The sequence below is a fragment of the Oceanobacillus luteolus genome (genome assembly GCF_023715655.1).
GTDB classification, from domain to species: Bacteria; Bacillota; Bacilli; order Bacillales; family Amphibacillaceae; genus Oceanobacillus; species Oceanobacillus luteolus.
In genome coordinates, this window is record NZ_JAMBON010000005.1 from 128,882 (window position 1) to 141,316 (window position 12,435).

At 39.9% G+C, this 12,435-nt stretch carries 11 protein-coding genes; 6 read left to right on the forward strand and 5 right to left on the reverse strand.

The genetic code is table 11. The features are described 5' to 3' along the window. Positions 1-10: 10 nt before the first annotated feature. The 5 genes from M3210_RS05940 to M3210_RS05960 form a co-directional block, all read right to left on the reverse strand. Complete coding sequence (locus M3210_RS05940; protein ID WP_251512403.1) at positions 11-997, reverse strand: ABC transporter substrate-binding protein; 987 nt, start codon at positions 995-997, stop codon at positions 11-13. 72 nt (positions 998-1,069) lie between these two features. After that, the gene (locus M3210_RS05945; RefSeq protein ID WP_251512406.1) at positions 1,070-2,053 is read right to left on the reverse strand and encodes a Gfo/Idh/MocA family protein; all 984 of its coding nucleotides are present in this window, start codon (positions 2,051-2,053) and stop codon (positions 1,070-1,072) included. Position 2,054: 1 nt separating this feature from the next. Beyond that, the gene (locus tag M3210_RS05950) at positions 2,055-2,867 is read right to left on the reverse strand and encodes a sugar phosphate isomerase/epimerase family protein (RefSeq protein WP_251512409.1); all 813 of its coding nucleotides are present in this window, start codon (positions 2,865-2,867) and stop codon (positions 2,055-2,057) included. A gap of 50 nt (positions 2,868-2,917) precedes the next feature. Beyond that, positions 2,918-3,940 (reverse strand): Gfo/Idh/MocA family protein, encoded by a 1,023-nt coding sequence (locus M3210_RS05955; RefSeq protein ID WP_251512411.1) that lies wholly within the window; start codon positions 3,938-3,940, stop codon positions 2,918-2,920. 516 nt (positions 3,941-4,456) lie between these two features. After that, positions 4,457-5,107 (reverse strand): carboxymuconolactone decarboxylase family protein, encoded by a 651-nt coding sequence (locus M3210_RS05960; protein WP_251512413.1) that lies wholly within the window; start codon positions 5,105-5,107, stop codon positions 4,457-4,459. Between the two features lie 184 nt (positions 5,108-5,291). Here M3210_RS05960 and M3210_RS05965 point away from each other — a divergent pair, with 184 nt between their 5' ends. From M3210_RS05965 to M3210_RS05990, 6 genes are all read left to right on the forward strand, one after another. Continuing rightward, positions 5,292-5,576 (forward strand): phage holin family protein, encoded by a 285-nt coding sequence (locus tag M3210_RS05965; protein WP_251512416.1) that lies wholly within the window; start codon positions 5,292-5,294, stop codon positions 5,574-5,576. 212 nt (positions 5,577-5,788) lie between these two features. Continuing rightward, positions 5,789-7,129 (forward strand): sodium-dependent transporter, encoded by a 1,341-nt coding sequence (locus M3210_RS05970; protein ID WP_251512418.1) that lies wholly within the window; start codon positions 5,789-5,791, stop codon positions 7,127-7,129. 186 nt (positions 7,130-7,315) lie between these two features. After that, entirely contained in the window at positions 7,316-8,074 is a 759-nt protein-coding gene (locus M3210_RS05975) for an IclR family transcriptional regulator (RefSeq protein WP_251512420.1), read from the forward strand. A 281-nt stretch (positions 8,075-8,355) separates the two neighbouring features. After that, positions 8,356-9,129 (forward strand): electron transfer flavoprotein subunit beta/FixA family protein, encoded by a 774-nt coding sequence (locus tag M3210_RS05980; RefSeq protein ID WP_251512422.1) that lies wholly within the window; start codon positions 8,356-8,358, stop codon positions 9,127-9,129. 15 nt (positions 9,130-9,144) lie between these two features. Then, on the forward strand, positions 9,145-10,128 hold the full coding sequence (locus M3210_RS05985; RefSeq protein WP_251512424.1) for an electron transfer flavoprotein subunit alpha/FixB family protein: 984 nt from the start codon (positions 9,145-9,147) through the stop codon (positions 10,126-10,128). A gap of 73 nt (positions 10,129-10,201) precedes the next feature. Continuing rightward, positions 10,202-12,307: a heterodisulfide reductase-related iron-sulfur binding cluster gene (locus tag M3210_RS05990; RefSeq protein WP_251512426.1), complete on the forward strand. Its 2,106-nt coding sequence runs from the start codon at positions 10,202-10,204 to the stop codon at positions 12,305-12,307. Positions 12,308-12,435 lie beyond the last annotated feature (128 nt).

The following is a 12,435-nucleotide window of genomic DNA, read 5'->3' on the forward strand; positions in this document are numbered from 1 at the left end:
TGCTTCGTAATTAATATGGTGATCCGGAGTCTATGAATTCTTCATAATTATCCCTGTCTACCACTGTCGTCGGAATAATCGTATCATCTTCTACCGTGTTGCCCTTCAATAGATCCACAGCAACATCCACCGCATCTTTTACCATTGCAGGGCTGTATAATGCGGATTGAATCCAAATATCTTCATTTCCAGGCATCATTTCAAAGTATTCCTGCATACCACCGCCGCCAGTGACTACTTGGATATCATCTCTGCCCGCTTCACTAATCGCCTGCAATACCCCAATTGACGTCTCATCATCCAAAGAATATACAGCATCAATTTGATCTAAACTCGTTAAAATATCGGCAAAATCAGATAAACCATCTTCCCTCGTAAATTGGGTCGCATACGTATGGATATTTAAATCTGGTGCAATCTCAGCAATCGTATCCATGAATCCGGCAGTCCTTAACTCGGAAACGGATCCGGCTGATGGCACTTCAAGCACTACAACTTCTCCTTCTGTACCAATCTTATCCACGATATACTTCGCTCCTTGAACTCCCATATCGTAGTTGTCACCCGCAACTCGATACACACCGTCTACATCGATGACGATATCGAAGTTGACGACTTCAATTCCTTCATCCAACGCTTGCTGTATCGGTACTTCCATTCCTTCCCATTGCGGAAACGCGACAATTACTTCTGCTCCCCACGTTTTTAAGTCATCCAGCTGGGAAGTCATCTCATTTGCATCTGTGCTAGTATGGATTTGATATTCAATTTCATCAGATAATTCTTTCGCACGTTCTTCCGCGTGATAAGCAACTGCGGCGACCCAACCATGTGTCACAGCAGGCGCAAGGATACCGACTTTGTATTTGTCACCACTAGTTCCCTCATCACTACCGCCATTTGCGCTTTCCGCCTCTGTTTCGGATGTATCAGAACCACACGCAACTAGTACAAGAGCTAGCATCAACACAGCAATTAATCCCAATAACTTTTTCATGACATTGCCCCCTTAATTTATATATATTGATTGTTAAATCTCATCATTACCTATTTACTATGGACTCTACATCTACAGGACTTTAATCTCACTTCCAGTAATAAGTGATTTCTCAATTTCCTGCATCAGCCCGATGACATACAAAACATCATCAAGTGGAATAACTAGATTTTCCTTATTGTTTTCCAAGCAATCTATGAAATACGAGAGTTCAGTTTGAAAAGCCTCTTCCTCTTCTACTTGAAGAGAGGTGCATACATTATCTGCATAGTAAACAAATTGACGGTTACTGATTCGCTCCATGTTCTCTCCCGCAATCAGTTTATAATCCATTACTTCCTGCTGAGATTGTACGCGTATAGCAGCTGTAAACGGGAAGGAACTTGGCATCCGATGAGAAGCCTCTACAAAAGCTTTTGCTCCACTTTTGAAAGTAAGCGTTGTCATAACTTGATTCCATGCACCGTATTTATTTTGTTTTCCTGCGGCATAAACGCTTTCCACTTCTCCCAGTAAATGATAGACGAAATCAATATCATGAATATGGAGGTCAAATAAGGCACCGCCACTTTTTTCAGGATACTGGAACCAGTCGCTCCAAGTCGGCAGTGTTCCGAGTCTTTGAGCATGGATAAATTCTACATCCGCTAACTTGTCAGACTCTGCGTATTCTTTGATCAAGCGGTATTCCGGCCAAAAACGAAGTACATGCCCAACAAAAAGCTGGACTCCTTCTTCCCGGACAACTTCCATTATTCTTTCTACTGCTTCCGTGGTCAGTGCTAGTGGCTTTTCACAGATAATATGCTTTTTCGCTCGCGCCGCTTTGATGACATATTGTTCATGCAAAAATGTCGGTACACATATATCGATAACATCGATGTCTTCCTGCTCCAATAAAGCATCATAGTCTGCTAGAACAGTTCCCTCAAACACCTCCAAACCCACGGCTGCACTCGTGCATATAGCGGTAACTTCCGCATCCTTTATTTTCCGATATGCTTCCAGATGGGTTTTCCCAATAAAGCCGAAACCAGCAAGCCCAATTCTCTGCATGTCAACTCTCCTGCCCCAATAGTTTCTTCAGGTAATCAAATGAACTTTTCACCGCTTTGTCCACCTCGGCTAGATCTTTGGGGCCATCTGGTGTAAATTCAATTTCGACACTAATTGGCCCTATAAAATTATTTTCTTCAAGGATATGGAATATTCTTCTAAAGTCTAGATGCCCTTCACCGATTGCAGGAAAATTCCATTCCTGATTATGACCTAGCTTATCTTTTAAATGGATGAAGCCTACATGCTCCATGCTCACTTCCAAATCGTCATAAGGCATGACATCTCCATAAAAAATGACGTTAGCTGTATCGTAATTGATCTTGATACGACGATTCAATTTTTCGGATAATTTTCCAAGAGCGCTGCCCGTTGCGTAATTATTGCCATGAGTCTCAACTGCCAGCGTGATGTTTTTCGATTCACATTTGTCCAAGACTGGTGTTAAATTGCGTACTAGAATTGTTTCATCCTCTATGACGTCCCCATCTCCATGTGCTTCACCTGTTGAGGTGATGATGTAGCTGCAATCAAAATATACAGCGAGATCGACTGCTTTCAATAAATTATCGATACCTTCATCTGTCATCAGGTTGCTATGTGCTCCGATTCCGATACAAGTCATCCTATATGATTCCAATAATGTTTTTATATCCCGCAGTTCCTTCTCAGACATTCCATTAAGCACATGGGGCGTATGTTCCACTGCTGCCAATTCAATCTTTGAAAACCCTGCTTTACTAGCACCTTGGACAGCTTCCTCCAACGAAAATCCACTATACGTATTCGAGTTAATGGCAATCTGATTAAACATGTCATCCCCCTATTCCGTATTATGTAATGGATAATGATCAGACTTTCACGTCAATTTCGTATCACATTTTCCCCAAGCATACTCTCTATTACTTTTAATGAAGCAAGTGCCTCTTGTCCTGTCACTGGTGGTGTTTTGTCATTTATAATACAATCAATGAATGCATCGATTACACCAGAATTTGTTTGATTATCATTCGTTTGTATTTGTTCCACATCGTATTTGATAATTGTTCCATCATTCATCTCAACGACAAGCGGATCGAGTCCATCATGGTAAATTTTAATGACTCCTTTTTGACAATAAATTGTAGTGGCATTATCTTCTTTTCCATAGTACGTCCAGGAAAATGATGCTGTACCTAATCTGCCTTTTTTCGTTTTCAGGATGCTTACAACATTGTCACAGACTTCTATTGAATCGCCATGTTCATCGACTTTATCCAATGCTCCGTGGAACGCCTGAACATCTTCAATTTCGTCATCCAATAGAAAATGGATCAAATCAATTTTATGAATTCCTAAATCCCCTGCAACACCATAACGTGAACGATTTTTCTTGAAAAACCAAGTTGCATTCGACTTCGTTATCCCCCATTTTTCTGGTCCTTCATGTCCGAATGAAGTCTTGAAGGTTAGAACTTCTCCAAGTTCTTTCTTTGCAATGATTTCTTTTGCTTTTTGATGCGCTTTCGTAAATCGTTGATTATGGTCGACCATCAGCTTTTTTCCCGATTTACGCTCAGCCTCCAAAATTTCTTCTGCATACTCACTGCTTACAGCTATCGGTTTTTCAACAAGTACATGCTTTCCATTTAATAATGCTTTTGTCGTATGAATATGATGGACTTCGTTGGATGAACAATCACTGATGGCGATAATGGAGGGATCTTGAAGTAATTCTTCTACAGATTTAGCGGTACGGCCATTAAATTCATTGGCTAGACTTTGTGCTCTTTCCGGATTTCTATCATAAAAGATGATTTCATCAACATGTGAATTGGCTTTATACTCTGGTGCATGTCTGTATTTTGTAATCGATCCGCATCCAATGATGCCTACATTAAATTCCATGGAAGAACCTCCTCTTTCTTGATGTTACTCTATTTATTTGCTGATCCAGAGATAATTTACTGTGCTCAGCCTAATGACACGAACCATGAATTCAGTAAGAAAAAAGCTTAATAGTATAACCCTTATCTCATTTGTAAAATCATATTTTTTCTTTGTAAACGATTACATTTTATTTTATAGCCGACATAATTATTTGTCAATACTGAAAACATAATCTTTTTAGAAATGTTTGTTCAATAGATTACTATTGAAATAATACAACATAAAAAATTGAAGAGGCTATGAAAATGAATTTCTTAATCATCTTTTCATCCCCTCTTCAACCAGAAAACCTATTATATTAAGAAAGTTTAACACTTCGTCATTTCCTCGTTACATCATTTATTAATAAAACCATGATTCTCTTTAGCTTTATCCTCTTATAAATGATGATTACCATAATTGAGCAAGATTAAGACATTTATCTTGTCCTTGCTTCTTTCCTTATTAACATCTTCAAAATCACATACCTCGTCCTTAATCTTGATAACTTTGAATCATATTTGCCATGTGAGCATAAGCGCCACCTGCACAAATTGCGGAAGAAACCATAATCGCTTCTGCCAGCTCTTCACTTGTTGCGCCTTCCTTGTCCGCATTTTTCGTATGTACGTCAATGCAATACGGACATTGAGTAGCATTCGCAACAGCTACTGCAATAATTTCTTTAAACTTCGTGCTTAATTTACCTGCCTTCACAGATGCTGCACTAAATGCTTGGTAGCCTTTAAAGCCTTCTGGAGCAAATTTAGCTAGTTGGCCTAGACTTTTCAAATTCGAGCGGGAGTACAGCACATCGGAAGCATCTTGATTTTTTGCTTGGTGTACATGAGTACCATGAGTAACTACACCACCTGCTTCAATTGCAGCTGTTACAAATGCAGCTTCCGTCAATTCTTCCAATGTTGCCCCTTCTTTTTTGGCAGCTTTCGTATGAGCATCAATACAATACGGACATTGCGTCACTTGAGTAACCGCCACCGCAATGATTTCTTTTTCTTTCTTCGACAAAGCCCCTTCTTTAAAAACAGCTGCATTAAATTCATTGAAAGCTTTTAATTGTTCTGCTGCGAGTTCCTTCAAGTGGCCTAAGTGTTTCATGTTTTCTTTTGCGTAAAGATTCGACATTGTCATTTCCCCTTTTCCCTCATTTTTTAGCGTGACTTTTCAAACAATTAAGTACAATTATACTAACATGGTTTCCTTCCTAATCTCAACATAGTTGCTTGACTTCTTATTAACCACTTCGATAAAAAAAACATATTATATTACATCATTTCCCCCAACATAAGCTATGAGATGAGTGATGATCATGAGCGATTTTGTTATTTATATTCGTACGGAAGCATTTATTTTAATCCCAGCTCTTTATTTTCTCGGATTGATTCTCGACCAGACACCAGTCATCGCCAAATGGACCCATGCATGGATAAAACTTCTTTTTTCGATTACTGCCTGTCTTTTATATTTCGGATTTGATGTAACATCGGTTGTTCAAGGGATACTAGTGACTGGAGCTGAAATGGTATTCAAGGATATCATTCATAATATTATTGATAAAAGTGTACAGAATAGAGAACGTAAAAAAGAAGAGTAATCAGAAAAAACTTGAGTAGGCGGGAGTGTGGATCAACAACTCCCAATAATCCCGTACATATATATCGTATATTTTCTCCTCTCTTTTCTCCACCCTTATTACTCCCACACGTCTTCAATCAACTTTCCGCTTATAGTTCCTTAAAGTTCCTTTGACTTTCCTTCTTAGTGTAAGTAAAATGGGGAAGTATTCTATACGAGAGGAAGTTTAGTTTGAGCCAGCAAGAGCAATTTTCTACAAGACTAGGATTTATTTTATCAGCCGCTGGATCTGCCATTGGCCTCGGGGCAATTTGGAAGTTCCCCTATGTCGCAGGTCAAAATGGTGGTGGAGCGTTTCTGATAATCTTTCTTTTATTTACAGTAATACTCGGCTTACCACTGCTATTAGCTGAGTTCTCTATAGGAAGAACCGCACAAAAAAGTTCAGTCGGTTCCTTTAAAGCAATCGCCCCTGGAACAAACTGGTACTTTATTGGAGTACTTGGTATGATAGCCGTCTTTATCATGCTTTCTTTCTACAGTGTGATTGGCGGATGGATCATTACGTATTTTTGGAAAGTGGTTTCTGGGCAGCTGAGCGGATTAACTGAAGCTGAATATGGGGCCTTATTCGCTGATACGGTCGCAAACCCGATAATAAGCATAAGTGCACAACTCCTATTTATGATTATCACTATTTTCGTTATTACAAGAGGAGTCCAAAACGGGATTGAAAAGACAAATAAAATCATGATGCCAGCACTTTTCATCCTGTTCATTATTCTTGTCATCCGTTCCGTTACCCTTGATGGTGCCTCTACAGGTATTTCCTTTTTATTCCAACCTGATTTGTCTAAAGTGACTTCCAACACCATTCTCGAGGCTATGGGGCAATCTTTCTTTACGTTAAGTGTAGGGGTGACTGGTATGATTACCTATAGTGCGTATTTGTCAAAGGAGCAGAATATGCCAAAATCCGCCCTATCGATTGTCGCAATGAATATAATGGTCGTCATCTTAGCTGGACTCGTTATATTCCCTGCGGTATTCGCATTTGGGATGGAGCCTGATGCAGGTCCCGTTCTTCTCTTCAACGTGCTTCCGACGATTTTTAGTCAGATGCCATTTGGAATGCTGTTTTTCGCAACATTCCTCGTCGTCTTTTTATTTGCGACACTCACTTCAGCTTTCTCGATGCTGGAAATTATCGTAGCCGTCCTTTCTAAAGGAAATCCGGCAAAACGAAAAAAATGGGCGTGGATCATCGGCTTAGCCATTTTTCTTTTCGGTGTCCCATCCGCCCTGTCATTCGGCGTTTTAAGTGATATATCGTTATTCGGGAAATCCATCTTTGATTTGGCAGACTATACAGTAAGTAATGTACTGATGCCAATTGGTGCATTACTGATTTCTATTTTTGTTTCATTCAAAATGAAGAAATCTGCCCTTTATGAAGAATTAAAACGAGGAAGCAATTTGAAATACGGTGTGTTTCAGGCTTGGTTTTTCCTGATCCGCTATGTTGTTCCTGTATTGATTATCGTTGTGATGGTGGATGCAATCAGTAAGTAATCGCTTCTTTACGAAATGAATGCAAAGGTTAGGAGATGGACGGGCACCATCTTCCTAACCTCTTTTTTATTTGATAACATGTTTGCTGAAATGGTTATTAAATGGAAACTTATGCCCACTTACACTATAATTAATAGATATATAATAATGATAGTGATCTCTTGTTATCTGTGCGAGGTGAACATAATGAGTCAAAGTCTATTAAGGGCAATTAAATTATTGGATTGTTTCAATGATAAGGCGGAATTATCTTTACTAGAACTAGTAGAGATATCCAATATGCCAAAAACAACCGTCTTCAGATTAGTCACTTCTTTAGTGGAAGCTGGATTATTAGTAAAAGTACCCTACTCTACTCATGATGTCAGATACAAGTTGGGATTGAAACTACTGCAATTGGGCATGCGAGTGATGAATCAACTAGAGTATCGAGAAATCGCACTTCCCTATATGAAAGAGATAAATGCAAAATTAAATGAATCGGTTCATTTGGCGGTTATCGAAGAAGACGAAGCTGTTTATGTAGAAAAGCTGGATAGCAACAAGCCAGTGCGATTAGTTATTAAAATAGGGGCCCGTGCTCCGTTATATGCAGGTTCCGCGCCAAAGGTCTTATTGGCACACACAAAAGAAACAAAACGAAACGAATACCTGCAACAGTTGAAATTGAAAAAAATAGCACCGAATACGATTGTCGATCGAGATAAGCTGATTCAGGAACTGACAAAGATCCAAGAACAAGGTTATGCTTTTAGTAGAGAAGAATTTTTTAAAGATACAATCGGGTATTCTTGCCCTATTTTTGATGGTGCCGGACAGTTGGTTGCCGCCCTTGGAATCAGTATGCCTGTCATTGAATTCTCGGATGAAAAGGGTAATGAAATACTGAACGAATTAAAAAACGCAGCGAAAATGATTTCAAGCGAGTTAGGTTATCGAAATTAATATCTTATTAAAACAAATCTGCCGAAGAACAGATTTGTTTTTTTATTTATTCCCTTTTTGGACCACTAATTTTTAGAAAATTTATAAATAGATTAATTATCTGTTGATTTTTTACATGAAATCGCTTAGAATTTAAACTAACGAATCACGGAATTTAGATTCCATTTAACGGAATACGGATGATAAAGGAGGTCTTAAAAAGTATCAGACATAATCAGTACTAAATTTCAAGTCAACAATAGCTGAAGAAATAGAGAATTTAAATTAAAGGAGGAAATCAGTTGAATATCTATGTATTGTTAAAAAAGACTTTTGACACAGAGGAGCAAATAACTGTTTCACATGGAGAGATTGTAGATGAAGGCGCGGAGCATATCATCAACCCCTATGACGAATATGCGGTAGAGGAAGCAATTAAGCAACGTGATGCCCATGGTGGTGAAGTGACAGTTGTAACCATCGGGGATGAAGATTCTGAAAAGCAATTAAGAACTGCACTGGCGATGGGTGCCGATAAAGCTGTATTGATTAATACTGAAGATGATTTAGAACAAGGTGATCAATATACTACGGCAAGAATTTTAACTGCATTTTTAGAAGACAAAGATGTCGATCTAATATTAGCTGGTAATGTAGCAATCGACGAGGCTAGTGGACAAGTGGGACCTCGTTTAGCTGAAGCATTGGAAATTTCTTACGTTACGACAATTACGAGCCTAGAAATTGATGGGGAAATCGTGAACATCGAAAAAGATGTGGAAGGTGATGTTGAAATCATTGAAACAAGCCTGCCATTATTAGTGACTTGCCAACAAGGTTTAAATGAGCCACGGTACCCTTCTCTACCTGGAATTATGAAAGCAAAAAAGAAGCCGTTGGAAGAGATTGAACTAGATGACTTGGATTTAGATGAAGAAGATGTGGAAGCAAAAACAGAGACCATTGAAATCTTTTTACCGGAAGAAAAAGCTGCTGGCCGAGTGCTTGAAGGTGAGCTGGATGAACAAGTGAAGGAGCTTGTCTCCCTATTAAGAAATGAAAAAAGAGTAGTTTAAGGAAGGGGTATGGACATGAGTAAAATATTAGTCATAGCTGAGGGTAAAGATGGAGTTTTACGTAATGTATCTTTTGAGGCTATCGCAGCAGCGAAGCAAATTGATCATGATGCAGAAATCGTTGGCGTCGTGCTAGGAAAAGAACAGCTGGAAGAGCAAGCGGAACAACTCGTTCACTATGGGGCAGACCGAGTAATTGTAGTACAACACGAGGAATTGAAAGCGTACACATCAGAAGGATACGGACAAGCCGTCCTTTCAATTATTAGTGAAGAAGCACCAGACGGAATTGTTATGGGCCATACTTCCATCGGAAAAGATTTGACCCCAAAAATTGCAACTAAATTAGACACTGGGCTAGTATCCGATGTTATCGAAATACAACAAAATGAAGGCCGTACTGAATTCATCCGACCAATTTATTCCGGGAAGGCATTTGAAAGAAAAATTATTACAGACGGAATTACGTTTGTGACGATTCGTCCGAATAACATTGCAGCTCTTGAACCTGATACATCTAGAAACGGTGAAATTACGACGAAAGATATCGATATTAAAAATATCCGAACGATTGTTAAGGAAGTAGTCCGTAAAGCTTCTGAAGGTGTTGATCTTTCCGAAGCAAAAGTTGTCATCGCAGGTGGTCGAGGCGTAAAGAGCGCCGACGGATTCAACGAATTATACGAGTTGGCTGATGTATTAGGTGCTGCTGTTGGTGCTTCTCGCGGTGCTTGTGATGCGGGATACTGTGATTATTCCCTACAAATCGGCCAAACTGGAAAAGTAGTCACCCCTGACCTTTACATTGCAGTAGGTATTTCGGGAGCAATCCAGCACCTTGCAGGGATGTCTCATTCCAAAGTTATTGTTGCAATTAATAAAGATCCGGACGCAAACATCTTTGCGATTGCTGATTATGGAATTATCGGAGATTTATTTGAAGTAATCCCGCTGCTGGTGGAAGAATTTAAAGCACTAAAAAGCACCGTAAATGCTTAATATGTTATGTACAAATTTGAAAAACTACTCTAGTAAAATCCAGTCTCAAGTATGAGATTAAAGGAGTACAAATATGGATACATTTCTTATCATCAACTGGATTGCATTTCTCGTTGTGACGATTTATGCGCTCTATCTATTCGCTAGAGTCGTTACAACGAGAATTGCTTACATCAAACTTGGTAAAAAATCAGAGTTCGATGGCGAAATGAAATTACGGTTACAACGTGTAGGTAAGATTGTTTTCGGACAATCCAAACTACTGAAGGATAAAAAATCTGGAACCATCCATGTCATGATGTTCTACGGATTTATCCTTGTCCAATTTGGTGCCATCGATATGTTCATGAAAGGATTGTCGCCAGGTAATCATTTGCCCTTTGGACCGATATATCCAGCATTTGTTTTCTTCCAAGAGCTCGTCACATTAATGATTCTCACCGCAGTGGTATGGGCATTCTATCGCCGGTATATGGAGAGGCTTGTCCGGTTGAAACGCGGGTTTAAAGCTGGTATCGTCCTTATTTTCATTGGTACACTTATGATTAGTGTTCTATTTGGAAACGGTATGCTCATGCTTTGGGAAGAACGGGCAGTTGCTTGGACCGAACCGGTTGCCAGTTTAATTGCATCAGTCTTTAGCTTTTTACCACCTCAGGCTGCCATGATTCTGTTTTTCATCGCTTGGTGGGTTCATACGATTACACTACTAGCGTTCTTAGTGTATATTCCACAGTCCAAGCACTTCCACTTACTTGCCGCACCTGTTAATGTTTTCTTAAGTAAAAAGGTGCCAGGTAAGCTTGAAAAAATCGATTTCGATATCGATGAGGAGGATGGATCAGAAGAAGAAATTACATTTGGAGTCGGGAAAGTCGAGGACTTCAATCAATTCCAGATGGTCGACTTTTATGCTTGTGTGGAATGCGGCCGTTGTACCGATGTATGCCCAGCAGCAGGAACAGGAAAAATGCTCTCTCCAATGGATATCATGATTAAACTCCGTGATCACTTAACGGAAAAAGGTGCTGCGGTCACTGGAAAATCACCCTGGGTGCCGAGTTATGTTTTCGCTGGTGCAACCGGAAACATAGCAAGTTCTGGTGGAGAAGCTGCTGCGACTATAGAGAGTATGAGTTTAGTAGGCGACGTCATAACGGCGGAAGAATTATCCGCTTGTACAACTTGCCGAAACTGTGAAGATGCTTGTCCGGTCAACAACGAACATGTCGGTACAATTATTGATTTACGTCGTTACCTTGTCATGACAGAAGGTAAGATGAATTCCGATATCCAACGCGCAGTACAAAACATCGAACGTCAAGGAAACCCTTGGGGCTTATCGAAAAAGGACCGTATCAAATGGCGGGAAGAAGATGAGTCAGTATACATCGCGACAGTGAAAGAATTAAAAAAAGAAGGCAAGGATTTTGAATATCTCTTCTGGGTCAGTTCCATGGGAGCATATGACAGCCGCAGTCAAAAGATTGCTTTAGCATTTGCAAAGCTGATGAATAAAGCAGGTATAAGCTTTGCGATTCTCGGAAACACGGAAGCAAATTCAGGGGATACGGCAAGACGTATTGGAAACGAATTCCTTTTCCAAGAAATCGCAGAAAAGAACATCAAACAATTCAATAAATATGAAGTGAAGAAAATTGTAACGATTGACCCCCATGCTTACAATATTTTCAAGAATGAATATCCAGATTTTGGCTTCGAAGCAGAAGTCTATCATCACACACAATTACTCTTTGACCTTATCATGGATGGTAGATTGCAGCCCAAGGGGCAGATAAATCAACGTTTAACCTATCATGATTCTTGCTACTTAGGCAGATACAATGGTGTATATGATCCGCCAAGGCAAATCCTAAAAGCAATTCCAGGACTTGAGCTCGTCGAGATGGTCCGCTCCCGTGAAAACGGTATGTGTTGTGGTGCAGGTGGTGGCTTGATGTGGACCGAGGAAACGACCGGAAACCGTATCAACGTTGCCCGTACAGAACAAGCTCTAGCTGTCAGCCCATCGATGATTTCAACCGGCTGTCCGTATTGTCTCACGATGATCAGTGATGGAACAAAGGCAAAAGAAGTTGACGAAGATATCAGCACACTTGATGTAGCAGAGATATTAGCGATTTCTGTGTTTGTTGAGGAAGAGGTAAGAACGGCTTAAAATCGAGTAGGAGGAGGCGATTAACCTCCGTCCTCTCACACCACCGTACGTACGGTTCCGTATACGGCGGTTCAATCAAGATTGATAACGCAAGAATTTATAACGGTCGTGTAGACCTCTGAGCCCTT

Excerpts from the sequence above, each read along its gene's own strand:
- M3210_RS05960 (WP_251512413.1), bottom strand. The coding sequence starts at position 5,107 with ATGTCGAATCTTTACGCAAAAGAAAACATGAAACACTTAGGCCACTTG.
- M3210_RS05945 (WP_251512406.1), bottom strand. The coding sequence starts at position 2,053 with ATGCAGAGAATTGGGCTTGCTGGTTTCGGCTTTATTGGGAAAACCCAT.
- M3210_RS05950 (WP_251512409.1), bottom strand. The coding sequence starts at position 2,867 with ATGTTTAATCAGATTGCCATTAACTCGAATACGTATAGTGGATTTTCG.
- M3210_RS05940 (WP_251512403.1), bottom strand. The coding sequence starts at position 997 with ATGAAAAAGTTATTGGGATTAATTGCTGTGTTGATGCTAGCTCTTGTA.
- M3210_RS05990 (WP_251512426.1), top strand. The coding sequence starts at position 10,202 with ATGGATACATTTCTTATCATCAACTGGATTGCATTTCTCGTTGTGACG.
- M3210_RS05985 (WP_251512424.1), top strand. The coding sequence starts at position 9,145 with ATGAGTAAAATATTAGTCATAGCTGAGGGTAAAGATGGAGTTTTACGT.
- M3210_RS05965 (WP_251512416.1), top strand. The coding sequence starts at position 5,292 with ATGAGCGATTTTGTTATTTATATTCGTACGGAAGCATTTATTTTAATC.
- M3210_RS05955 (WP_251512411.1), bottom strand. The coding sequence starts at position 3,940 with ATGGAATTTAATGTAGGCATCATTGGATGCGGATCGATTACAAAATAC.
- M3210_RS05975 (WP_251512420.1), top strand. The coding sequence starts at position 7,316 with ATGAGTCAAAGTCTATTAAGGGCAATTAAATTATTGGATTGTTTCAAT.